This is a genomic window from Gimesia sp., assembly GCF_048262075.1.
In the GTDB taxonomy this organism is placed as follows: Bacteria; Planctomycetota; Planctomycetia; order Planctomycetales; family Planctomycetaceae; genus Gimesia.
In genome coordinates this window covers 100,008-124,931 of record NZ_JBLXFK010000008.1, presented here as the reverse complement: position 1 = coordinate 124,931, position 24,924 = coordinate 100,008, and the positions used below count along the sequence as shown (strand labels likewise).

Below are 24,924 nucleotides of genomic sequence, written 5' to 3'. Positions count from 1 at the left end.
CTGTTTGCCACGAGTATATTAGATTGAGAAACGCTATAGTTAAATGTGATGCGATCTAGATTCGGGCGGCAGCAGGAGTCAGATATTTATCGACATCGTTACTGACGATCACGCCATAATTCACAGCGCCCAGCCAACCTGACATGATAATCCCCACTGAACCGGCGTGATACAGGCCTTCGATCTGTTCAGGCAATTCCTTACTGACTTTGAGACCTTCGAACTTGGTTCCAAACGATGCGCCCTGCAGATGCTGTGTGTACCGCTGAAATGTACGCGGCGTGGATGCTTCCAGATGATCCACGCGGTCACGGATGTTGGGGACATACTGTTCCAGGCAGTCGAGGGTCGTTTCAATCAGATGATTTTTATCAGCTTCGTATTGATCTTCGGGGAGGTCGGCCCAGTCACTGAAATTCGCGTTGGTAGAAGAGACGATCAGAGAGCGATCACTTCCGGGACGCGTTTCCGGATAATAGAAAGAGAATGTGCGACTGCTGACCTCTTTACTGAGCATGGCTTTAATATCGAAACCGTTATGCTCTGAGTGAAACAGCAGGTCACCGCAGAAGTTGAGTTCATCACCGGGCTTGAGGGCGATGTAAACCTGCGTACTGCTGTTATTCAATCGCACGGCTTTGGTCTCTTCGATAAATTTGGGATCGAAGTGTTCCTCACCAACGAGATTGAGAATGGTTCCTTTGATGTTCGAGTTCGACATGATGGCTTTGCAGCCAATCCGACGCCCATTGACAACCACACCAGTCACACGACGGTCTGGACTGACTTCGACCTTCTCTACCTGGGTGCGGATTCGCACGTCGACGCCGTTCTTTTCCATTTCGGCTTTGATCAGCTTCACCAGTCGGTCGGTACCACCACGGAAGGTATAGACGCCTTTCTGCATGAAGTTGGAAAAAACAATCCCATATGTAATTGCAGGGTCTTCCAGCGTGGAACCGTTGGCATAGGAAATCGGTTCCATCAGCAGGCGAACGACATCATCGCGACCGGGAAAGAATTCTTCGAAGAGCTCGCGGGTCGTTTTCCCCTGATCGTCGAAGAAGTTCATCTTGCGGGCGGTGTCGAAAAAGTTTTTGACCGTGTCAGGTGCGATATTAAACTGTTCAATCAGCAGGCGAGTGAAATCTTCGCGGGTAAATGTCGTTTCGAGTGAGAACTGCGGATTTTCAAAACGAACGCCACGCAGAGGCACGATCGAATCGGCGATTTCCTGAGTCCAGTATTTACGACAGCTCTTGAGCATGCCGTAAGGGAAGCCGTGCAGAGAAATATCGAAAATATGACCGTTCTGGCGTTTGAACCAGGTGGCCATTCCGCCCAACTGGTAATGGTGTTCGAGTAGTAATACGGAATATCCCTGGCGGGCGAGGATGTTGGCAGAGGTCATGCCTGCCAGACCACTGCCGATCACAATGACATCATATTCGTCCTGGGTGTCTTTCAGAAAATCTTTGGCCATAATAATTCAGCGTCGTATTGAATGTAGCAGATGATAAAAGAGGGGACAGCGACAGTTCACTGTTCCTGCATGAATGGCATGTTTTGCATCTCCTGTTTATCGAAAAACAAGGGGTTTGTCTACTAAACCGCAATAAATCAGGATGCTGTGACAAAAGTGTGACAATTCACCTCATGTGAATAGAAAAAATCGCGTCTTTTTGCCATATCATGATGCAAGAGTACAGCATCAATGCAGCCTGAGATGCTTACTTCGCGTTCAGTAAATGCAGGTTGGCGATGCTGATTCCGGAGAGCATCGAACCAATGATTCCCAGAAACCCCTGATCCGTCCCGCAGAGGAAGAGATTATCAAAAGGAGTCGTGCCATCCAGGATTTTCTGCGGGGCACCGTAAACACACCCATTAATATGCCCGGTGAATTTTTTGATGGTGCGCGGCGTAAAGGTATCGACGTCAATTACATGCGGACGGAAATCTGGAATGAATCTCATTGATGACTCCAGAATCTGATCGTACCAGTACTTCTTGGCTTCGATATATTTTTCTTCCGGAAGATTCATCCAGTAACTCGGGTTCGCCAGTGCGGTGATACGGATCGAACCCTCTTCCAACGGTTGATCATACTCAAAATTATTCGGTGAGCAGATAATCCCACTGCGGACATCGACCGGGTTTTTCGACTGTTCGTAGTAAAAGTCTTCGGAATCGTTATAGAATACGATGGTCTCTTCGTGGCCGAATTCCGCTGGTTGCTGATCGAGTACAGAAATGGTTTCGACGAACGAAATTTCCCCGGGAGTAAAACGATCGTCCACAGGAACATCTGCGCCACACATCTGCAGTGTCTCAGCGGATCCCGCTGAAGACAGCACATTTTTTGCTTCAAGGATCTGGCCATCATCGAGAACCACGCCTGAAACATGTTTTCCATCGGTGACCAGCTGTTGAACTCCCGCGCGTAATTTGAGTTCACCTCCCAACGATTTGAATTTTTTCACCAGGTTCTTCAGAATCAATCGCACACCTTTATAGGGACGGGCAAAACCTTCCTGGTAAATACTGCGGAACATAATCACAAACTGATTAAAATCCATGTCATGCTCTGATGGACTGCCATAAAACATCAGCGGACAGAGTAACATGTGGATCAACAGCGGATCGGAAATATGTTCTGCCATACGAGCCCGGGCGGAAATCCAGGTTTGTCCCAGATCGCCAATGTTATGGGCATCGATCTCTGCAACCAGACGTCGAAACCCATCAATCTGGCTGGGAAATTGCGTTGCGATCTCAGCTTCAAAATATTCGAACTGGTTATTGAACCGCAGAGTGTGTCCGGGAAAAACTACAGATGAACCGAGCTGGGGGCTGAGGTCAAAGTCTTCCCAACTGAAGCGGAGCTGTCTGAGAATTTTATTGAGTGGTCCACGTTTCCCGCCGGGAGGTGAGTAATTGGTAATCGCATGCAGGCCGACATCATGATTACGTCCGCGCAGGCGATAGAAGGAATTCAGGCCACCGATGGTGGTGTGCCTTTCCAGAATACAGACCTGCTTCCCATAATAAGCCAGCCGGATTCCAGCAGCCAGCCCAGACAGGCCGGCACCGATAATAATTGAATCGTAGGTCATGGCGCGGGGATATTACGGGATTCAGACGGTGCTTTCCGCATCCTTCAGGAGTGGTGTCAGGTAGGTCACAGTGCTGTCCATTGTTCCCAATTCACCATAATCTTCTTCAGGAATCTGTACACGATAGAGTTTGCGTAACTCCATGACGATGTCCAGAAAATCCATACTGTCCAGTTCCATCTGTTCCCGGAAAGGAACACTGTCGTCCAGATCTGAAAGATCCTCATCGGGGGCAATACGAGACAAGATATCCAAGATTACCGATCTGATTTGTTCCGGCGCCATGCAGAAACTCCAAACTTTCTAAAAATCCAATAACGTCAATTTCGTGCAGCGAAGCTCACAAATATCACGGAAAAACGCGGTCAGGGAAGCCCCTTATAACAAACGAAGAATCTCCCCGCTAGAAGCCGGGTCCGAAAAACCCGCCCCTCATGAAGAATACTATAACCCGATCTAATATTGGATTTAAACCGACTCAGGCCTTGATAAAGCAGAGTTTTTCAGAAAAACCATGTAGAGTCGTCATTTACGATGAGTGAACACTGTTCCTCAAGCAGAAGATCCAATATTCGTTTATAGCGCGACGAGTTGCCGTTGAACAGTCTGATCAGTCAGAATATTTTTTAACGATCAGAACCGAATTGATTCCCAGCATACCAAATGAGTTATTCAGAATACATTCCACACGTTCCATCTGGCGAGGTGTATTGTGAACCAGTTGAGGCAATTTGCATTCTGGATCGAGTTCATCCAGATTCAGAGTGGCATGAGCAATCCCGTCTTCGAATGCAGGCAGATTCCCCAGCATTTCCAGTGCGCCGGCGGCTCCCATCGCATGTCCGATAAAACTCTTGGTATTGTTGATCGCCAGGTTGGGGCAATCACCAAATACACTCGCAAGCGCTTTTGCTTCTTCGATATCTCCCTGGTGAGTTGCCGTGGCGTGGCTGCTGACAATATCAATATCTTCCGGCTTTATTCCAGCCCGTTTGAGAGCCAGATGAATGCACTCCGCCTGTCGGGTGGAATTCGGAAGCACGAAATCACTGGCATCGGAATTCATCGCGTAACCGATAATTTCACCGTAAATGGTGGCGCCCCGGGCCAATGCATCAGGCAGACGCTCCAGCGTACAGACAGCGCCCCCCTCGGCAACCACGATCCCGTTCCGTTTGACATCAAAGGGTCGACAGGCTTTGGTAGGATCTTCATGCACCGCTAGAGCCCCTTGACTCTGGAAGCTGGCAAAAATCCCAAAAGTGTGAATGCTCTCAGAAACACCGCCACACAAGGCCATATCGACCTCATTCAGCCGCAGCATCTGCACGCCTTGAATAAATCCGGCATTCCCAGCCGCACAGGCAGCGCCCAGAGTCAGATGGGGACCGGTAATTCCCATGTTGAGGGTCACTTCACCGGCTGGATTATTCGCGACTGTCCGTGGGTTATGATGATGCGACCAGACTTTCGTGTCATAATCGAACTGCGAAATCTCGTAGACTTCGTTTTCTGTCTCTACATTACCGTGCTCGGTAATTCCCAGATAGACGCCAACACGATCACGGGCCACGTTTTCCCAGTCCAGCCCCGACTGATTGACCGCTTCATTGGCACAGTAAACTGCTATCGAACCGGCACGCGTCCCTCGGCGGACTTCTTTTCGCTTCTGGTAGCGTAATTCATCAAAATTACAGACGCCGGCGAGGACATCCCCCATATAGCGAATGTTGTAGTCTACGACTCCCGAACGACCTGCCAGCAGATTTTGCCGAAATTCATCCAGATTGTTGCCATTGGGAGCGGTTAAACCGATTCCTGTTATAACAATTCTGCTTTGATCATCCATTGATGCCTGCATGGATTTATACCACTCTGATCGATTTTTGAATGCGATAAAGATTCATAAGCCACTCGACCGCAGTGGCCGGGCAGAGGAAATGATAAATATTAACCCAAGGAGATTACCCGTTCTACTGTAAACTCGCAAGTGGCGCAGCAATTCCGATTTGCGATTCGTAATAGAATCAACGACAGTTCTGGTAATATTTCTGTATAGTGTAAGAGGAGGAGATTACCATTCACAACTCAGAGACTCAGTCGAAATAATCGTTTTAGAAACAGCAGCCTTAAGCCCACTCCTTTGCCAGACTTACAGGCGTTTTCATGATCTCATCAGAAACCAGTTCGAAAAAAATAATTTCTCGCCGTCCAGTTTTGATTTGAGCGTACGAATATCAGTATGGAACTGTCGCTGGAAATACAATTCGAATCAGTCACCACCATGAACCAGATCCCACATGAACAATTTGTTTCGCTGCTCGCACGACATCACAGCCTGATTCGCGGGTTTATTGGAACCTTACTACCTCATCAGACCGATGCTGACGATGTATTTCAGCAGACCTGCCTGGTGCTGTGGAGAAAATGGGATACTTTCGACGAGACACAGAGTTTTTCCTCCTGGGCCTGCGGGATTGCCTTTTATGAAGTGAAAAACTTTCAACGGGTCCAGAGCCGGGATCGTCATTATTTTTCAGATGAAATTCTCGCGCTCATCGCAGAGCAACAATCTACCTCATTACCCGAAACCGAACACAGGCAACAGACCTTGCAGAACTGTATTCAGAAACTGGATACCGAAAACCGGAAGCTGATTCAAGACTGCTATCGTGGCGACCTCAGCATCAAAGAAGTAGCTGAACAGACGGGGCGCAGCTGTGAGGCACTCTACAAGAAACTCTCACGTTTGCGGTTGAAACTCATGGACTGCATGCAACAGACATCCCTTGCCGCGGAGGCAGGCTCATGAACCAGATTCCCTCTCCCGACAATACAATGATCCCATTGATCGATGCGTTACTCCTGGGAACGATCAGTACTGAGCAACAGGCAGAACTGGAACGGCTGCTTGCTTCTGACCCCAAACAGCGTCAATTTTATATCGACTACATGCAGGTCCATAACGGACTCTCCACCTGGGCAAACGAAACGACAGAACCCGCAGCTTGGATTCCTCAGCCCACAATGGCTGCTCCCACATCCCCGATGAAAACACCTCGTTTTCTCCTGTTACTGTTCTCTTCATTGATTGCTGCTTCACTCCTGCTCTCACTGGCATACTATGCCGGTTGGAATACGCGATCGGATTCATCGCCTGTGATTACTGAATCATCGATTGATCTACCAACCAATGAAACCACTCAACCCCAGACGGACCATATCGCTTTATTAACGCAAGCGGTCGGCGTCGAATGGGATACCAACCGTAATCTGCAGGCCGGTGCGGGCCTGTCTGCCGGCTGGCTGAAACTCAAACAGGGAACCATTCAAGTCGAACTGATCAGCGGCGCTTCCATTCTGATAGAAGGCCCCGCAGCGGTAAAACTGATCTCACCACTCAAAGCATTTTGCCAATATGGAAAAATACGCGCGTCTGTCCCCGAACAGGCGCAGGGCTTTACGATGGAAACATCTCAAGTGAACGTGGTTGACCTGGGAACAGAATTTACCCTCTCACTGGATCAGTCAGGTAGCGGACAGGTACAGGTCATCAATGGCAAAGTGGAATTACATTCCACTGACGATCAGTCAACACAAGCGAACATTCAAAGTCTGACCACTGGCGAAGGCGTGCAGTTCGATCAACGGGGCACGATTGATCGTCTCAAAGAAGCCATCCGGCCTTTACTCAATCCGGAAGAACTGTCACAACTGGTTGAGAAGCAACAGGCACAGCAGTTCCTGCGCTGGCAGAAACAGAACGCCAGTCTCAAAGCAGATCCTTCGATCATCGCATATTACGATTTTGAAGAGTCTGCTAACTGGCTCCGCACACTGAATAACAAAAGCCAGCAGAAACCATCATCGGCTTCCCATGGAGCCATCGTCGGCTGCCAGTGGACGTCGGGACGCTGGCCACAAAAACGTAGCCTGGAATTTAAACGGACCAGTGACCGGGTACGCACTCACATTCCCGGAGAATACCAGTCGCTGACCTTCATGGCCTGGGTCCGCATTGAAGGCTTCGATCGCTGGCTCAGTTCCTTAATGCTCACTGACGGGTACAACCCCGGTAACCCGCACTGGCAGCTCAGTGACAAAGGCGAAATGATCCTGGGAGTCAGAACAGGTCCCGGCAAAAACTATTTCTCTCCTGTCGTACTGCAGCCCACCGACCTGGGACGCTGGATCTTTCTGGTGACCGTATATGACCATCAGAAACGGGAAGTCGTACACTACCTGGATGGCGTCGCGGTCAGCCACCACAAAATTGAGAACCCAATTCCCCTGGTCATTGGCCCTGCGGAAATCGGCAACTGGCGACCACAGGAACATACGGGCGCACACTCCATCCGTAGCTTAAACGGACGTCTGGACGAATTCGCTTTATTCGGCCGCGCGTTATCCCCTGAAGAAATATTGCAGTTATATCAGTCTGGAAAACCGAATTCCTGATTGATTTCTCTCACCAATTGTTGTGACATAATACTATTCGATGATCACTCCCTGAATTCTCACCAGCTGAAACTTCATAACAACGAGGCATTGATGCGAAACCTTCTAATCGCGCTCACAATGATATTGGGATTTGTTTTCACAGGCTCACTCCCGGCAGCGGAAAAGAAAGCCGATTTGCCAGCTGACCATGCCAGACGTATGCAGCAGGGGCTGGATCTCTTCAAAAGTGAAGTCCGTCCTCTGCTCGTTACCAAATGTCTGAAATGTCATGGCGGAAAATCAGTTAAGGGAGATTTCGATCTGTCAAATCGCAAAAAACTGCTTGAGAGCGGCATGATCGAGAAAACAGCAAAAGACAGTTACCTGATGGCGCTGGTCGAACATCGTGAAGAACCCTATATGCCTCTCAAGGAACCCAAACTCTCCGCGAAGGAAATTGCGAGCCTTTCAAAATGGATTGATCTGGGCGCCCCCTTTGACAAACCACTGGCAACATCGGAAACAGCAGATGACGGAGCCATGCAGGTCACGAGTGACGACCGGAAATTCTGGTCATTTCAGCCACTGCATCAGACTGCAATCTCGCAGGTAAAACAGAGTGAGTGGGCACACAATAACATTGATCAGTTCATTCTCACACAGCAACAGAAAAAAGGGCTGACTCCCAACGACGAAGTCAGTAAACGCGTCTATATCCGCCGTGCTTATTTTGATCTGATCGGCCTGCCCCCCACACCTGCTGAAATCGAAGAATTCCTGGCAGACCAGTCTCCCGATGCCTATGAAAAACTGATCGACCGGTTGCTGGACAGTCCGCATTACGGCGAACGCTGGGCCCGTCACTGGCTGGACATCGCCCGCTTCGCAGAGAGTCATGGCTTCGAACACGATTACGATCGAAACTATGCCTACCACTACCGCGACTTTGTCATCAAAGCCTTAAACCAGGACATGCCCTACGATCAGTTCGTCAAATGGCAGTTGGCAGGTGATGAACTTGAACCAGACAATCCGCTGGCGCTCATGGCGACCGGTTTTCTGGGCGCGGGTGTCTTCCCGACTCAGATCACCGCCAATGAAGTTGAACGTACCCGCTATGACGCACTGGACGATATGCTCAATACAACCAGCCTGGCCATGCTGGGTTTGAGCGTTGGCTGTGCCCGCTGCCATGATCATAAATTCGACCCGATCCCCAGTAATGACTATTATCGGATGCTATCTACATTTACGACCACCGTGCGTACGGAAATCGAACTCGACCTGGATCCTGAAAAATACAAAACAGAAAAAGTAAACTTCGATCGGACACACGCACCGCTGGTGAAAACCTTGCAGGACTACGAAACATCATCCGTCGATCCCGCATTCGAGAAGTGGCTTCATTCAGGGAAAGCAGCGACCGTTCCCCTCGATAAATGGATTATCCCCGAAGTCATCGGCCACACCTCGAAAGGTAAAGCCCGTTTTGAAAAACTGGACGACGGCTCGGTCCTCGTCAGTGGCCCTAATATCAATCAGGATCAGTATACTTTTACTTTGCGTACCAGTGTCCATCCCATTCGCTCGATTCGTCTGGAAGCACTTTCGCATCGTTCTCTACCCAAGCAGGGGCCGGGACGTGCGGTGAACGGGAACTTCTCTCTGACCGCCTTCAAAGTCAAAGCGAAATCAGCCAAGGATAAAAAAGCAACTGCTAAAGAAATTAAATTGACGAACGCCCGTGCGACGCATGAACAGAATCAGACCACGCTTTCCGCCGCCAGCGCCATTGACGGTCAATATGGATCGGGCTGGGCCGTCGACCTGGGAGGCATCGGCAAAGACCAGGCGGTCATCTTCGATCTGGAAACGCCCCTGGATCAGGCAGAAGAAACCGAACTGACCATCAGTATGTCGTTCACAAACAATGTGAATCACAGCATCGGCCGTCCTCGTTTTTCGGTCAGCAGTACCACCTCTTCTGAAGTAAAAACCGGTAAGGGCAGTCCTGAAGCACTTTCACAGGCCCTGCAACTCGTTCAGGAGGGAAAACCGGAAACACTGTCTGCTGCTCAGAAAGAAATATTAAAGCATCAGTTCGAACAGCAGGATCCTCAGTGGGTCGCTTTGAAAGAGCAAGTTGAAACGCACCTGAAATCCGAACCACAACCAGCTCTGACCAAAGTCATGATCTGCAGCGAAGGGCCGGGGATCAAACCGGTCCGGCATCATAGTCAGGGAAAAGACTTCTTTGAGGAAACCTTTTACCTCACCCGGGGAGACACGGAACAGAAAGGCGAAGTCGCCAGCCAGGGATTTCTGCAGGTCCTGATGCGTAACCCGAAACAGGAAGATTCCTGGATTAAAGCACCACCCGAAACAGCGACAACATCCTACCGACGCACCTCGCTGGCAAACTGGATCACCGATACCCAACAGGGTGCAGGTGCCCTGTTGGCACGCGTGATGGCCAATCGACTCTGGCAACATCATATCGGCACAGGAATCGTAGCCAGTCCCAACGACTTCGGCCTGCAGGGAGATCGCCCCACACATCCCGCGTTGCTCGAATACCTGGCAAATCGACTAATCAAATACAACTGGCAGTTAAAGCCACTGCATAAAGAAATCATGTTGAGCGCCACTTATCGCCAGTCCACGGATTTTGATCCCGCGAAATCAAAACTTGATCCGAAGAATCAACTCCATTGGCGACGAACTCCGCAACGCCTGGAAGGCGAAGTGATCCGCGATGCGATCCTGTATATCGGCGATCAACTGGATCCGACCATGTATGGCCCCGGCTCACTGCAGCAGGACAACCAGCGCCGCAGCATCTATTTCAAAATCAAACGCAGCCAGTTGATCCCGATGATGCAGCTTTTTGATGCGCCCGAAGCACTGGTCAGTATCGGACAGCGTTCCAGCACGACAATCGCACCGCAGGCTTTGCTGTTTATGAATGCGGACTTCATCAGAAAGAGCGCCGGTTCTTTCGCAGCGCGGCTCCTGAAAGATCATCCGGAGTCAATCGAAACAAACATTCAGAATGCCTACCAGATCGCCCTGGGTCGAAATCCAACGGACAGCGAAACCGCGATTTCTCTCGCGTTCATTCAACAGCACCAGGCATCCTATCAGGCGGAGAAGAAACAGGATGCCACCCTGCTGGCATTGACGGATTTCACACATGCATTACTCAGCACCAACGAATTCATCTACCCGAACTAAAGCTACCGTGACTTAGACGATGGCAGCGAAACCGTTTTCAAAACGAACTTCCTATTGAGAGGTATTGAGATGAGACCATCATCCAGCGAATTACCGACGATCTCACTGAACCAGTTACTGGCACGACGCCAGTTACTTAAACGGGCGGGCAGTGGCCTGGGGACTCTCGGGCTACTCAGCCTCCTTCAGCAGGAAGGCGTTCTGCAACAGTCAACGGCGGCTCCTTCGATTCAGGCCACCAATCCGCTGGCTCCCAAGCCGACACACTTTCCACCCAAAGCCAAAGCGGTGATCTGGCTGTTTATCAACGGCGGTCCCAGCCAGGTCGATACCTGGGATTATAAACCGGAACTGGAAAAACGGGATGGGGTCGCGCTGGAAGGTTTCGACAACAAAACCGGCTTCTTTCAGAATTCCGTTGGCCCGTTGATGAAAAGTCCGTTCAAATTCAAACAGTATGGTGAATCCGGAAAATGGGTTTCTGAAATTTTCCCGAACATGGCACAGCACGTCGACAAGATGGCCTTTATTCACTCAGGGCATACAGAATCAAATAACCACAGCCCTGCCCTGTTTATGATGAATAGCGGCCTGCCCAAAATGGGATATCCCTGTGTCGGTTCCTGGGTCACGTATGGACTCGGTTCTGAAAGTAACAGTCTTCCGGCATTTGTTGTGATGTCCGACCCGCTGGGACGTGGTCTCCCCAAAGGACAGAGTCTGAACTGGGGCGCCGGTTTTCTGCCCAGCGTTTACCAGGGAACCTATTTGCGTCCCACAGGTGAACCAATTGATAACTTGCAGCCTCCCACCGTACTCACTGAGAAAGGCCGACAGCGTTCTCAACTGGATCTGCTCAAATCACTCAATCGCCAGCATCTACAGCAAAACGAGGGGGATCAGGAACTGGCAGCGCGCATCGAAAGCTTCGAACTGGCTTACCGGATGCAGAGCGCCGCCCCGGAAGCCCTCAATATCGCCCAGGAACCGAAACACCTCCAGGAGCAGTATGGTATTGGCAATAAGAAGTGTGAGCATTTTGCCAAACAGTGCCTGATTGCCCGACGGATGGTCGAACGGGGCACCCGCTTTGTACAGATTTATTCAGGAGGTATGGAAAACCAGCGGAGCTGGGATGGCCATTCGGATATCAAAGGCAACCACAGTGGTTTCGCGGAAGAAACAGACCAGCCGATTGCCGCCTTGCTCGCTGATCTGGAAGCGCGGGGCCTGCTTAATGAAACACTGGTGATCTGGGGGGGAGAATTCGGACGACTTCCGATCGCCCAGAAAGGCGCCACCCCGGGTCGCGATCACAACCCGCATGCTTTCACCACCTGGCTGGCAGGTGGCGGTGTCAAAGCGGGAACCAGCTACGGTGCCACCGATGAGATCGGTTTTAAAGCGGCAGAGAATAAGGTACACGTAAATGATCTCCATGCCACCATCCTTAGACTGCTGGGCATGGATCATGAAAAACTGACTTACCTTTACAGTGGACGGCGTTTTCGACTGACGGATGTGGGCGGCCACGTGATCAACGAGATCATTGCGTAAGGCAGTTCTTTCAAAACTGTCATCAGGACATCGATTCGGTTGCCTTAAACTTTTTACGATACTCGGAAGGAGAAATACCCATCAGATTCACGAACTGTTTTGTGAAATAACTCTGATCATAAAAGCCGGACTCCAGCGCGATTTCAGACACCCGTTTTTCGGTTCGTGTTAGTGACTGACAGGCCGCATTGATTCTCACACGCAAAATATATTTCTGGGGCGTGATCTGGTACAGCTTTTTGAACTTGCGATCAAATTGACTCACCGACAGATACATCAGATCTGCCAGATCGGAAATCTGAATCCGTTCCTGATAGTGTTCGAGAACATACGCGATGACTTTATCCAGTTCCTGGTATGACTGAAACTCGGTGCCGGCCACTTTAATATCACGCAGGACACCCGCAACACCAATGACTTTACCACCATCACCAAACAGAGGAATTTTGCTGCACAGATACCATTTGAGATTTCCGTGACGGTCGGGAATTAACCAGACCTGATTCGGCAGCGGGCTAGCCGACTCCATCACCCGTCGATCTTCTGCCACATACTGTTCAGCGAGATCTTTGGGGTGAATATCAAAGTCCGTTTTGCCAATGATGTCTTCTTCGCGGGGAATCGCGCGGATGTCCATCCACGTGTGACTGATGTTAATGAATCGCCCCTGGGCATCCTTCGCGAAAAAATAGGCATCGGGAATGTAATTAAACAACTCTTCCAGATGGAGCTTGTTATCCAGCCGTTTTAAAAAGTCATCACGGAATTTCTGAGAATTGAACATGCGTAAATAATACAAATTTATGCGTGTTTTCTACAAGACGACATTGATCTGAGCGTCTACGATATGCGAAAATAAACGAATCAGCGTTTTTTTAAGTGAATCCAGCAATTCGTCTATTTTCAATTTCGAAATTGAACCACATTTCAGAGTTGATTTTCGAAGAATCGACTCTGCGTTGAAATCCATTTGATTGGGGTGCATTATGCTGAAGTTTACCGGTCGAGGCACGGCACATACCTGCAGCGGCGTCACACGCAGAGATTTTCTGCAGGTCGGAACGCTGGGTGCCATGGGACTCTCACTGCCCCAATATCTTGAAGCCAAAGAACAAGGACTCGTTGATAAAAAGAACGACAATCGTTCTGCCATTATGATCTTCAACCTGGGAGCCCCCAGTCAGTTAGATACTTTCGATATGAAACCGGATGCTCCGGCGGAAATTCGCGGGCCCTTTAAACCGATCAATACAGCTTCTCCCGAGATCGACATCTCCGAGATCTTGCCAATGCATGCAAAGGTCGCCGACAAGTTCTCGCTGGTGCGTTCCTGCTATCATACGGCTGCCGCCGTACACGACGCCGGCTGGCAGATGATGCAGACCGGTCGCCTGTTTACTGGCGGAATTAATACCCCCCACATCGGCTCCGTTGTTGATTATCTCCGCGGTCGCAAAACCGATCTGCCCGCAAACGTTGTCCTCCCCGAAACCATGGGACGTGGTGGCGGAAATCTTCCAAACGGGCAGGCAGGCGGCTTCCTGGGTAAAGCCCACGATCCATTCGCTTTGATGGCGGACCCTTCCAAACCGAATTTCAAAGTTCCCGACATGCTGCCTCCCAAAGAAATTGGTACAGCCCGTCTGGAACGACGTAAGAAAATCCGCGAAGTCGTTGATGATACGATCAACTACTTCGAATCCACCGAAGACGCAAAACTCCTGAACGGGAACTTTCATTCCGCCTACCGGCTGATGACCAGTAAGGAAGCCCGCGAAGCCTTTGATCTTTCGAAAGAACCCAAAAAAGTTCGCGAACGATATGGTATGAATCGCTTCGGCCAATGCTGCCTGCTGGCTCGGCGACTGGTCGAATCGGGTGTGCGGTTTGTGACCATCAATACCTTCCTGACCGTCTTCAATGAAGTGACCTGGGATATCCACGGCTCCAAGCCGTTCACCTCGATTGAAGGCATGAAAAATATTGTGGCACCCATGTATGACCAGGCTTACAGCGCCCTGATCGAAGATCTGTACGATCGAGGCATGCTGGATGAAACACTGGTCTGTAATGTGGCTGAATTCGGAAGAACACCCAAAGTCAATCCCGCGGGAGGCCGAGACCACTGGCCTCAATGCTTCACCTGTTACTTTGCCGGCGGTGGGGTTCAGGGCGGACGCGTGGTCGGCAGCAGTGACCCGATTGGCGGTGTGCCCGCTGATCAGCCTGTCTCCCCCGGCGATCTGGCAGCGACCGTTTATCACAGCCTTGGCTTTGACCTGCATACGGTTCTACCCGGTCCTTCAGGCCGCCCCTTCCCGATTGTGGATGTGGGTAAGCATGAAATCCGAGAGTTGTTTTAAACGACCCAATATCAGCTGCTTACAACTGCTGATGATGAATATTTAACGCGATTAAATGAATCCTGAGCCAAAGCGGGCACTACCGTCCGTCTGCTTAGACGGCTTGTATTACATCCCTCGATTCCTCACGCGACTTGCAATTATTTTCCCCAAAAGAAGTGCTCAATGTCTTACTCGAAACAAATAAACCGATTCAGTATTCTGATCTGCCTGTGTGCCTCATTCAGTTTCTGTCCGATCCTGAAATCCATTCCTGCAGCAGAATCCGGCAATCGAATGGTACTCCTGCCCGAACAGATTCAGCTCAACAGCAGGGAAGCTCGACATGGACTGTTAATTCAACAGATTACCAATGGTGAAATATCCGGGCCCGTCACAGGCAAAGTGAAGCTGACTTCCAGTAATCCCAAAGTCGTAAATATCTACGAAACCACACTGGTACCGGTCGGGAATGGAACCGCTGTCATCACAGCACGTTCTGGTGACCAGGAAGCGAAATGCACAGTCACTGTCTCTGGAATCGATGAACCACACCAGTGGAGTTTTCGCAATGATGTGCAACCCATCTTAACCAAAGCAGGGTGTAACTCGGGTCCCTGTCACGGTGCGCTCGCTGGTAAAGGGGGATTTCGCCTCTCACTTAAAGCTTACGATGTTTTCGGCGACTACTACACGATTGCCAAACAATCGCGGGGAAGACGCATTGAACTCTCCGATCCCGCCCGCAGTCTGTTTCTGATCAAGCCCACCGGGGCCGTCCCCCACAAAGGGGGTGTACGCTTCGAAACAGATTCTCCTGAATACCGTATCCTGTCCGAATGGATCGCACAGGGAGCCGCAGCGCCTGACAAAATCGATCCTGTTATCGAGCGTCTGGAAGTCTTACCGAGTCGCTCGATTCTCAGTAAAGGTCAGACTCAACACATTCTCGTCCAGGCACATTATTCAGATCAGACTGTCCGAGATGTGACTCGCTGGACCAGTTTTTCCTCAGTCAACGAAAGTGTCGCTTCGGTCGATGCAGCAGGTTTAATCAAAGTCACCGGCTATGGCGAAGGGGCAATCGTCTGTAATTATTCCAGTAAAATTGCGATTTCAAAAATCACCTCTCCCTATCCACAGGAGATTGCTCCTGAAATCTATGCGAATTCACCACAATATAATTTCATCGATGCACTGGTCCTCAAACAGCTAAAACGCCTGAACCTGCCCCCTTCTCCCCAGTCGAATGATGCCGATTTCATCCGTCGTGCCTATGTCGATACGATTGGCACTCTGCCCACCCCCGCGGAAGTTCAGGAATTTGTCAAAGATGAGAATCAGGATAAACGTAACCAGCTGATCGACCGCCTGCTGAACCGTCCGGAATTTATTGACTACTGGACTTATAAATGGTCTGATTTGCTGCTGGTGAATGGTGCCCTCATCAGACCCGAACCTGTCAAAGCCTACCATGGCTGGATTCGCGACCATGTTACACAGAATACTCCCTGGGATGAACTGGTAAGGGAACTGATCACCTCACAGGGCAGCAGTATTGAAAACGGCGCCACTAATTTTTATGCCATCCACCAGGATCCGGAATCGATGACGGAAAATGTCAGCCAGGCATTTCTGGGTCTGTCGATTGGCTGTGCCAAATGCCATAATCATCCCCTCGAAAAATGGACCAACAACCAGTACTACGCAATGGCCAACTTCTTTTCCCGCGTTCGCGCCAAAGGTTGGGGCGGTGCGCAAAGTGCCGGCGATGGCATTCGCACCCTGTTTGTTGCCACCGAAGGGGATCTGGTGCAACCCTTAACCGGCAAACCTCAACCACCAACGCCCCTGGATGGCACACCAATCGACATCAACTCTCCCGAAGACCGCCGCGTCTATCTGGCCAACTGGCTGACTTCTAAGGACAATGACTTTTTCAGCCGCGCAATTACCAATCGCGTCTGGGCTAATTATTTCGGCGTGGGACTCGTAGAAGCAGTCGATGACATGCGGGAATCCAATCCTGCCAGTAATGAAGAACTACTGGTCGCTGGCTCCGACTACCTGGTCGACCACGATTTCGATCTGAAAGCGTTGATGAAAGTCATTCTGCAATCCGCCGCGTATCAGCGCAGCAGCCAGCCACTCCCCGAGAACAAAGATGAGAAACGCTTTTATTCCCGCTACTATCCTCGCCGCATGATGGCGGAAGTCCTGCTGGATGCGATTTCTCAAGTGACCGATGTTCCCTCAGAATTCACCATGTATTATGAACCAAATCCTCAGAAAACCGACTTCTACCCCAAGGGAACCAAAGCGATACAGTTGTATGATTCCTCGGTCATTTCGTACTTTCTGAAAACGTTTGGCCGCAACGAGCGGATGATTACCTGTGAATGTGAACGGACGGAAGAGCCAACGATGGTCCAGGTCCTGCATATTTCCAACGGGGACACAATCAACAATAAACTGAAAGACAAAGCCAGCCGCGTCACAAAAATGCTGGAGGCGAAAAAATCAGATAAAGAACTGATTACGGAAATATATCTACTCTGTCTTTCCCGCCAGCCCACAGCAGAAGAAGAAAGCAAGCTGTTGAAACTCCTTCAGGAAACACCGCCTGCGGAAAAACGTCAGGCAGTGGAAGATCTGTTCTGGGGCGTACTCAGTAGCCGCGAGTTTCTGTTTAACCACTAGCGTTTGCTGAAATCATTTCGAAACTGATTAAGATTATTTTATAATAGCGCTGACCTGAGGCCCCTGATGATAAACGTTCCTGCAAAACTGATGCTACTCTGTTCGCTCTGCCTGCTGGCCAGTCTTCCTGACTCGCTGCCTGCTGCAGAAAAACAGGTCGATTACCCGAAACAGATCGCTCCTTTGTTCCGCAAATATTGTGAAGGCTGCCACAGCGTGGACGATCCAGAGGGGAAATTCGCTATCGACTCTTACCAGGGTTTACTCAAAGGAGGCAAGCACGGACCGGCAGTTTTACCTGGCGACAGCGGGAGCAGCCGGCTGATTCGCATGATCAAAGGGGAAGCCAAACCGGTCATGCCGCCGGAAGACAGTGGCGAAAAACTGACCGACTCAGAAATTGCCTTGTTTGTCGAGTGGGTCAATCAGGGAGCTAAAGGTCCCTCCGGTAAAGAACCTGCTCGTATGGAACTCACAGTACCCGACATCGCGCCTGCAAAATCGGTACAGAAGCCGGTTGCATCACTGGCCTGGTCTCCGGAAAGCAATCAGATCGCCGTCGCACGCTTTGAAGAAGTTAAGCTCCTCTCATCCGATCTGAAACAAGTCATTCAGACCTGGAAGGGACTGCCCGGCAAGGTAAACTCCGTCCGTTTCAGTCCGGATGGCAAGTGGCTGATTACCTCTTCGGGAACCACCGGTTTATTCGGCCAGACTGCGATCTGGGATGTTGAAACGGGCAAAAAACTACATGAGTTCGTGGGACACAAGGACGTGCTGTATGCGGCTGCGATCAGTCCTGACAAGAAGTGGCTTGCGACTGGCAGTTATGATCAGAACATCATTCTCTGGGATATTGCGTCAGGAAAGCAGGTCCGCTTCCTGACCGGACACAACGGTGCCATCTTCGACCTGGCTTTCAGTCCTGACAGCACCACACTGGCCAGTGCCTCGGCTGATGCCACCGTGAAAGTCTGGCAGGTCTCTACAGGCAAACGTCTGGACACGCTCAGCCAGCCACTCAAGGAACAGTATTCCGTGACATTCAGCCCGGACGGTAATTTCATTCTTGCTGCAGGAGCCGATAACCGGATTCGCAAATGGCGTTTTGTTTCCCGAACCTCTGCAAAAATTAATCCCTTGATCTATGCCCGCTTCGCTCACGAAAATCCGGTAACTCAAATTGCCTTCTCCCCTGACGGCAAACTGCTGGCTTCCATTTCTGATGACCAGTCACTGAAAGTCTGGGACGCCAGTCAGTTGATATTATTGAATGTACAAGAAAATTTACCTGCCCTCCCGACCTCGGTGGTCTTCTCTGCTGATTCCAAAGAGACTCTGGTCGGTTACAGTAATGGTCTGATTGAGAAAATTGAACTACCACAGCAGCTTTCTCCTTCGCATGAAAAACAGCACTCAATTGCCGCTACCAGAAATGCTGCTGTGCCAGCATCCCCGGTTACAAAAATCGACTCACTCAAAGAGCAGGAGCCAAATAACCAGCCTGTTGACGCTACAAAACTGAATACATCAGCTGTCGTTGTCAGTGGAGTCATCGTTTCAGACAAGCCAGACCAGCCTGACCTGGACCTGTATCGTTTCGAATCCAAGGCAGGTCAGGAATGGCTCATTGAAACGAACGCCGCCCGCAAAAAATCCAAACTCGATTCCAAAATTGAAGTGCTCGATGCGGAAGGTAAGCAGATCCCCCAGGTTCTACTGCGAGCCGTCCGCGATTCCTATTTTACCTTCCGCGGTAAAGATTCAAACATCGTCAATGATTTCCGCATTCAGAACTGGCAGGAAATGGAGCTGAATGAATATTTGTACTGCAATGGTGAAGTGGTCAAACTCTGGCTGTATCCTCGCGGTCCCGACTCGGGATTCAATGTCTACCCTGGCAGTGGTGGAAAACGCTATACCTACTTTGGAACCAGCCCGATTACCCACGCGCTGCATGAACCCTGCTACATCGTGGAACCTCATCCCGTAGGTACGGAATTGCCTCCCAATGGCCTTCCCGTCTTCACCATCTATTATGAAAACAACGATGATGGCAGACGCGAACTGGGTGACGACTCTCGGCTGATCTTCAAAGCCCCACACGATGGTGTCTACTATGTACGTGTCTCAGATGTCCGCGGATTTCAGGGGAAAGACTTCAATTATGATCTGACGGTCCGTCCCCGTCGGCCAGACTTTAAAGTGACATTGAAAGGGGCTAACCCTAAAGTCAATGCCGGCAGTGGAAAAGAATTTGAAGTGGTCGCTGACCGCATTGATGGCTTTAATGGTCCGATTCGGGTTGATATCGCCGATGTGCCAGCAGGCTTCCATGTCACCAGTCCGATCATCATCCAGGCCGGTCACGATCGGGCATACGGCGTGGTCTCCGCGGATCCGGTGCCCGAAACTTCAGGACCACTGGTGGCACCGCAGCCTGATGACAGTCGCTATCAATCTGTTTTCGTCACAGCGACGACAAAAATTGGTGGCAAAGAAATCACTCACCCGGTAAACCCACTGGGACAGATCAAATTACTTAATAAGCCAAAACTGATTATCCGCATGGTGACGATGGAAACCGACAAACTGGAAGTCGCCGGCGACAACATTGTCGAGATCCCCGCTAAACCCATTGAGTTGACCATCCATCCCGGAGAGACAATTTCAGCCCGGGTTCTGCTTTTGAGAAATGGTTATCAGGGAGTTGTCGGTTTCGGTCGCGAGTATGCAGGAAGAAACCTGCCACACGGCGTTTATGTGGATAACATTGGCTTAAACGGTCTATTATTGCTGGACAATCAGAATGAACGAACTTTTTATCTGACCGCAGCCAAGTGGGTCCCCGAAACATCCCGGTTGTTTCACTTGCGGGCCGACCAGGAAGGCAAACAGACTTCCATTCCCGTACTGCTGCATGTGAAACACAAGGATAAACTGGCTACCAGTTCGAACTAAGACAGTAGCAACGAATGTGAAGTAACACCATGTCTGGCAGGTTTTATTTACGCAACGGCAGTGAGGGGTTTGTACTCAAATCCGGCAGGGGTGCGTGGGGATAGGCGACGGGTTGATAACGAATCGCCAGTTCGGGAGTATCCAGCTTTTTGCCGCCCTCCAAGCGTGAGGTCAAAGCCCGGTCGAGAATACCACTGGTTAACAACGTCCGTTCGACAGGATAGCTGGGACGGCTCGTGTGAATCATGCGTTCGATACTTTTCAACAGATACGCAAAATGCGGATGTGCAGGTTCGGTTCGCTCTTCGAACTGAGTGGCGGCAGGTTTTGCCTGCCCTTTAATCTTTAACGCCACCGAGGTCCGATTCACTGACTGCAGCATAAACAATGCTCCCACAAACCCGTCGTTGTACTGGAAGAGAAACAGTCCCGCGTCTGGATCATCTCGAACATCCCCCTGCCTTACCTTGGGAACTGCTGCCAGTGCGGCATCGAAGACAGCCTGGGAAACGAGACCTTCATCAAGGACGTTCCACATGGCGTCCCCTTCTAAATATTGCACCCACTCCACACCACTTTCTGCGCCCTGTCGTCGCTCGACCAGGCATTGAAAACACTCGAGTGCATGAAAGCCATACCTGTCGAGCTCGGAATAGCCGATTCCCACTGCGGCTTCGATTTCAGATCCCAGCGGTAGATTGAGTTCTGGTTTCCGATACGTCAGGGGAAGCGACGAGCCGGCCATGAAGGGGACCTTCATTTCCTGGGCACGATCATACATCCATTTTGCATCTGCCCAGACGGGCCCTGGATGTTTGTCATTAAAGACAGGAACAACGCGGTCATATTTCTGAAAGGTATCGGTAATCTCTTTGAAAAAACGACGACGTGGATAAAGCTGCTGCCCTTTGGCATTGATGGGATAGTCGCCATGTTCGCCGATGCTGATCACGCCATCAACGGGAATTCGGTCGGTTCCCACCGTAACTGCTTTTTCGATTGAATCAAAGATCGGTACATTATATTTCGCGGCCATTTTACGAGAGAGATCCCGATCAGAAACCTGATCGACATACAGTGAGGACAGCTTTAAGGTCGGCCCCGTTCCGCAATCCTGTTTCCAGCCTTCCAGAATTTTCCCAATCAGCACATCAGCATGTGTTTTAGGTTCATAGATCGATACGACCGCGGCAACCGATTTTGTTGCGCCCGACTTTACAGGGGCTGCATACGCACGCTGTGAAACAACCCCATACGCAGCAGCGACACTGGCGATCCAGTCTCTGCGAGTCATCATCCTGAGATTCTTCATCGTTTTAGTTAATCCCTTTTTAGATTCAGGTGATTGATCCCAAGAGCAGTATTGCTCTCAAGCCAGACATAAAACAGAGCCGCTTTACAAAGGACTTTGCTTCGCATTAGTCTTTCTTCTGAAACAGAGGATGCTGTGGATCTCCGCCGGATCGTAAAAAGGCCAGCAGATCAAGTGCTTCTTCCTTCGTGAGTGTATCGATGAGTCCCGTTGGCATCATTGACGATTTGGAAGGCAGCATTTCTTCAACAGTATCCCGGTTAATCGAAGTCAGCTTACTGGGATTGGCCATATCCGTAAGCACCATCAGGTTTTTCCCACTAAGATTAATCACGCGACCATTCACGACTCGACCATCATCCAGAACAAACATGGTCGAAGCATACTGATCTGAGATCACCTTCGAAGGTTCAATGATTGACTCCAGCAGGTTCTGGGCATTAAAGCGGCCGCCTGCACCTGTCAGATCGGGGCCAATCGTTCCCCCTTCGCCGGCAAAGCGGTGACATTTGAAACAGGTGGCAGCAGCGAACATCTTACGTCCCTGTTCGAAGTTTCGCTGTGAATGATCACTGTTTTTCGCATTTAGCAATTCATCTACGGTCCATTTCTTTACAAAAGGTCGTGGCGGTCCTTCTGCGACCGGCTCTGCTTTTTCGAGATTGACTTCCAGAACGGGTTTCAACATTTCCTTTTCCGCTTCTGACAGATTCTTGATCGCTTCCGCTCGAATATTGACCAGGAATTTATTGAACGACATGCCCCCTTTATGAGCCATCGATTTGAGATACCACTCAAAGTACTTCTTGCGCAGTTTATCATCCCAGCCCGTCGTCAGATTCATCAGTACTTTTGCATAATGAATCTGTTCTTCCTGAGTAAGCGCTTTATCCTGAAGCTCCAGAGTCCGTTCAATCACCTGGGGAGCATTCAGATAAACCAGCACCTGGCTTAATTCACGATTCATAAAAGAATTAGGAGCAGGGTAGGCTTTGTTGATCTGCGCGAGTACGTCCAATCGTTCTTTTTCGGTCGGACCTCCCATCCGTACAAACACCAGCTGATACAAACGCAGCAGATCCATTTTTTGCGTGTCTGTGAGTTTATTCCAGTCCAGCTTTTTTAACACATTCACTAACGGCGTTTTGAATGCAGGACTGCCATTGCGTGCCAGCGCGATCCCGCCGGTGATTAACGTCGTTGGATCTTTCTCCAGCAGCACGCAGTTCTGCCATTGTTCGACAGGCTGGTGTTCTAGAGCAATCCGGGCTGCAAAACGGATGTGACGATCTTCGTGCCCGAGATAAGGCCAGACGGAATAAACGATTGTTTCATTCTTCTGTCCGTGCAGTTCTTCCAGGTCACGGCGGAGTTCCCGTAGACCGGCGAGCGCATCCGGATTCGGTTCTGCGGGAGCCGTTGATTCGTCGCCTGTATAAGTGATGCGATATAAACCGGACTGTGTGCGGCGACCGCCGATCGTAAAGTAGAACGCTCCATCCACAGGACTGACTACCAGATCAGTCACAGGTAGAGGCGTAGCAGAAGCAAATTTTTCATACGTCGCGACATAAGAGGCCCCTTGGGGCTTGAGATGGACGGCGTAAATAATTCCGTAACTCCAGTCCGAAATAAATAACGATTCCTGGTATTTAGCAGGAAACTTAGCGCCGGTGCCAAAGATAATCCCGGTCGGTGACCCCTGACCGATGTTGACCACTGCCGGCAGACTGTCAGGATAATAATCGGGCCATTTCCCCGTACCCGAACGCCAGCCGAATTCACTGCCACTGGTGACATGGTTCACTCGCGTCGGACGATACCAGGGAGATCCAACATCCCATTCCATATCGGCATCATAGGTAAACAACTCCCCTTCGGGATTGAAGGCGATGTCATATTCGTTTCGGAAGCCTGTGCTGACAATTTCAAATTCTTTGCCTTCCGGATCAGTCCGACAGATCCAGCCACCTGGCGCCAGTTTACCGGCGGCGTGACCACGGGCATCCCACAACCGATGCAGCAGCAGATCTTCGCCCCAGTTGCGGGGAACCAGTGATTTCTCAGGTCCCGGTAAATCCGTATGATTCCCAGCAGCGATATAAAGTGACTTCTTATCAGGCGAAAGAATAATCGCATGCGGTCCATGTTCGCCACCGCCCTTAATTTCACGCAGGAATTTCACTTCGTCATACTGGTCATCGCCATTAGTATCTTTGAGGCGATACAGGCCCGAAGGTCGTTCCTTACCACCATTCACTACAGCATACAGACTGTCGAAGGCATAGAGCAGTCCGTGTGCCATGCCCATATCCACCTTCAGTTTTTCCACCTGAGTGTCATTTGTTTTAGAGCCGATCTTTGACGGCGTGATGCGATACAGGTCCCCATATTGATCGGAAGTAATCAGCCGCCCTTTGGGATCAATGGTCATACTCACCCAGGAACCCTGCACTTCAGTAGGAACTGAATACAATAATTCGACTTTGAAACCTTTGAGCAGTTTGATCTGATCTGCGGGTGTGGCTGCTGCAGAACGTGGTGCTTCCGTATTTCCCAAAGAGATCGATTCCATTTCAATTAATCCTGCTTGACTGGCCGGATCAATTCTAAGACCGGTCATTTCAGAATCGGCATAAAAGACAAAAGACAGTTCCTGCCAGTCGGGATTTCTTTTCTTCAAATCAAATCGTTCAGAACGAGAATCGGCATAGCTGTTATTTTTTTCCGTTTTCCAATAGACCTCTCCCTTCAGGGGAAAGTCAGCGCGCAGTTTTAATTTGACCTGCTTCCAGCCAGCTGCTGATTTCAGTTCGCGACCGAAGTGGGGATCTTTTCCGGTACTGTCCACCTGTAGCAGTTTGTCTTTGACCGAAAGTTTGCAATTGGCGTAAGCAGTCCAGCCGTGTTCCTGATTCTGGAATGTCCATATCTGAGTTGATGGCGACTCGACAGTTTCGGCGGCCAGTAGTGTCTGAGAAACAAGTATTGCGCTCATGGCAAAACACAGAGATTGAAATGCTTGAATCATGTAGCTGCCCCTGATTCGTGATCAATTGGAAATAGAATTGCAGTTGGACGGAAATGTGGTATTGTCAACGGGATCGAAAGAAGCCTGTCGGCATTTCTGCGGGATACATCAACAACACAGGTAGGTTTCAGATAACTGAGATCGGCTGTTAAAATAGAACGACCCCTCCATCATAACAGCTGGATAATCCATTGAAAACTCGTCTCGATTCATTTTTATTTTTTGATTTTC

Annotated in this window: 14 protein-coding genes; 7 read left to right on the top strand and 7 right to left on the bottom strand. The window is 50.1% G+C overall.

Annotation, left to right across the window (positions count from 1 at the left end):
* Positions 1-55 precede the first annotated feature (55 nt).
* From ACN0YH_RS16695 to ACN0YH_RS16680, 4 genes are all read right to left on the bottom strand, one after another.
* Entirely contained in the window at positions 56-1,483 is a 1,428-nt protein-coding gene (locus tag ACN0YH_RS16695) for a phytoene desaturase family protein (protein WP_417380714.1), read from the bottom strand.
* Between the two features lie 247 nt (positions 1,484-1,730).
* Positions 1,731-3,116: a phytoene desaturase family protein gene (locus ACN0YH_RS16690; RefSeq protein WP_417380713.1), complete on the bottom strand. Its 1,386-nt coding sequence runs from the start codon at positions 3,114-3,116 to the stop codon at positions 1,731-1,733.
* A 21-nt stretch (positions 3,117-3,137) separates the two neighbouring features.
* Complete coding sequence (locus ACN0YH_RS16685; RefSeq protein ID WP_417380712.1) at positions 3,138-3,401, bottom strand: acyl carrier protein; 264 nt, start codon at positions 3,399-3,401, stop codon at positions 3,138-3,140.
* Positions 3,402-3,726: 325 nt separating this feature from the next.
* A complete protein-coding gene (locus tag ACN0YH_RS16680) occupies positions 3,727-4,977 on the bottom strand; it encodes a beta-ketoacyl-[acyl-carrier-protein] synthase family protein (protein ID WP_417380711.1) in 1,251 nt (416 codons plus the stop codon).
* Between the two features lie 381 nt (positions 4,978-5,358).
* On the opposite strand from ACN0YH_RS16680, the gene ACN0YH_RS16675 reads away from it, so the two are divergent.
* The 4 genes from ACN0YH_RS16675 (at position 5,359) to ACN0YH_RS16660 (ending at position 12,347) form a co-directional block, all read left to right on the top strand.
* Positions 5,359-5,928 carry a sigma-70 family RNA polymerase sigma factor gene (locus ACN0YH_RS16675; RefSeq protein WP_417380710.1) on the top strand — a complete coding sequence of 190 codons (570 nt, stop codon included), beginning with the start codon at positions 5,359-5,361 and terminating at the stop codon, positions 5,926-5,928.
* Positions 5,925-7,574, top strand: coding sequence for a LamG-like jellyroll fold domain-containing protein (locus ACN0YH_RS16670; protein ID WP_417380709.1), 1,650 nt, complete (start codon positions 5,925-5,927; stop codon positions 7,572-7,574). Before ACN0YH_RS16675 ends, ACN0YH_RS16670 begins: the two co-directional genes overlap by 4 nt.
* A 93-nt stretch (positions 7,575-7,667) precedes the next feature.
* On the top strand, positions 7,668-10,790 hold the full coding sequence (locus tag ACN0YH_RS16665) for a DUF1549 and DUF1553 domain-containing protein (RefSeq protein ID WP_417380708.1): 3,123 nt from the start codon (positions 7,668-7,670) through the stop codon (positions 10,788-10,790).
* 69 nt (positions 10,791-10,859) lie between these two features.
* A complete protein-coding gene (locus ACN0YH_RS16660; protein WP_417380707.1) occupies positions 10,860-12,347 on the top strand; it encodes a DUF1501 domain-containing protein in 1,488 nt (495 codons plus the stop codon).
* Between the two features lie 22 nt (positions 12,348-12,369).
* On the opposite strand, the gene ACN0YH_RS16655 is transcribed toward ACN0YH_RS16660, so the two are convergent.
* Entirely contained in the window at positions 12,370-13,131 is a 762-nt protein-coding gene (locus ACN0YH_RS16655) for a helix-turn-helix domain-containing protein (RefSeq protein WP_417380706.1), read from the bottom strand.
* Positions 13,132-13,333: 202 nt separating this feature from the next.
* On the opposite strand from ACN0YH_RS16655, the gene ACN0YH_RS16650 reads away from it, so the two are divergent.
* The 3 genes from ACN0YH_RS16650 to ACN0YH_RS16640 all read left to right on the top strand — a co-directional run bounded on the left by ACN0YH_RS16650 (position 13,334) and on the right by ACN0YH_RS16640 (position 20,350).
* Positions 13,334-14,710, top strand: coding sequence for a DUF1501 domain-containing protein (locus ACN0YH_RS16650; protein WP_417380705.1), 1,377 nt, complete (start codon positions 13,334-13,336; stop codon positions 14,708-14,710).
* Positions 14,711-14,875: 165 nt separating this feature from the next.
* Complete coding sequence (locus ACN0YH_RS16645) at positions 14,876-17,389, top strand: DUF1549 domain-containing protein (protein ID WP_417380704.1); 2,514 nt, start codon at positions 14,876-14,878, stop codon at positions 17,387-17,389.
* A gap of 66 nt (positions 17,390-17,455) precedes the next feature.
* The gene (locus tag ACN0YH_RS16640; RefSeq protein ID WP_417380703.1) at positions 17,456-20,350 is read left to right on the top strand and encodes a c-type cytochrome domain-containing protein; all 2,895 of its coding nucleotides are present in this window, start codon (positions 17,456-17,458) and stop codon (positions 20,348-20,350) included.
* 43 nt (positions 20,351-20,393) lie between these two features.
* Here ACN0YH_RS16640 and ACN0YH_RS16635 read toward each other — a convergent pair whose 3' ends face one another.
* Together ACN0YH_RS16635 and ACN0YH_RS16630 are read right to left on the bottom strand one after the other, a co-directional pair.
* The gene (locus ACN0YH_RS16635; RefSeq protein WP_417380702.1) at positions 20,394-21,647 is read right to left on the bottom strand and encodes a hypothetical protein; all 1,254 of its coding nucleotides are present in this window, start codon (positions 21,645-21,647) and stop codon (positions 20,394-20,396) included.
* Between the two features lie 121 nt (positions 21,648-21,768).
* Positions 21,769-24,693 (bottom strand): c-type cytochrome, encoded by a 2,925-nt coding sequence (locus ACN0YH_RS16630; protein WP_417380701.1) that lies wholly within the window; start codon positions 24,691-24,693, stop codon positions 21,769-21,771.
* Positions 24,694-24,924: the final 231 nt, after the last annotated feature.

What these genes read in the sequence shown, in the direction of transcription:
- ACN0YH_RS16695 (WP_417380714.1), bottom strand. Translation starts at nt 1,483, where the DNA reads ATGGCCAAAGATTTTCTGAAAGACACCCAGGACGAATATGATGTCATT.
- ACN0YH_RS16690 (WP_417380713.1), bottom strand. Translation starts at nt 3,116, where the DNA reads ATGACCTACGATTCAATTATTATCGGTGCCGGCCTGTCTGGGCTGGCT.
- ACN0YH_RS16685 (WP_417380712.1), bottom strand. Translation starts at nt 3,401, where the DNA reads ATGGCGCCGGAACAAATCAGATCGGTAATCTTGGATATCTTGTCTCGT.
- ACN0YH_RS16680 (WP_417380711.1), bottom strand. Translation starts at nt 4,977, where the DNA reads ATGCAGGCATCAATGGATGATCAAAGCAGAATTGTTATAACAGGAATC.
- ACN0YH_RS16675 (WP_417380710.1), top strand. Translation starts at nt 5,359, where the DNA reads ATGGAACTGTCGCTGGAAATACAATTCGAATCAGTCACCACCATGAAC.
- ACN0YH_RS16670 (WP_417380709.1), top strand. Translation starts at nt 5,925, where the DNA reads ATGAACCAGATTCCCTCTCCCGACAATACAATGATCCCATTGATCGAT.
- ACN0YH_RS16665 (WP_417380708.1), top strand. Translation starts at nt 7,668, where the DNA reads ATGCGAAACCTTCTAATCGCGCTCACAATGATATTGGGATTTGTTTTC.
- ACN0YH_RS16660 (WP_417380707.1), top strand. Translation starts at nt 10,860, where the DNA reads ATGAGACCATCATCCAGCGAATTACCGACGATCTCACTGAACCAGTTA.
- ACN0YH_RS16655 (WP_417380706.1), bottom strand. Translation starts at nt 13,131, where the DNA reads ATGTTCAATTCTCAGAAATTCCGTGATGACTTTTTAAAACGGCTGGAT.
- ACN0YH_RS16650 (WP_417380705.1), top strand. Translation starts at nt 13,334, where the DNA reads ATGCTGAAGTTTACCGGTCGAGGCACGGCACATACCTGCAGCGGCGTC.
- ACN0YH_RS16645 (WP_417380704.1), top strand. Translation starts at nt 14,876, where the DNA reads ATGTCTTACTCGAAACAAATAAACCGATTCAGTATTCTGATCTGCCTG.
- ACN0YH_RS16640 (WP_417380703.1), top strand. Translation starts at nt 17,456, where the DNA reads ATGATAAACGTTCCTGCAAAACTGATGCTACTCTGTTCGCTCTGCCTG.
- ACN0YH_RS16635 (WP_417380702.1), bottom strand. Translation starts at nt 21,647, where the DNA reads ATGATGACTCGCAGAGACTGGATCGCCAGTGTCGCTGCTGCGTATGGG.
- ACN0YH_RS16630 (WP_417380701.1), bottom strand. Translation starts at nt 24,693, where the DNA reads ATGATTCAAGCATTTCAATCTCTGTGTTTTGCCATGAGCGCAATACTT.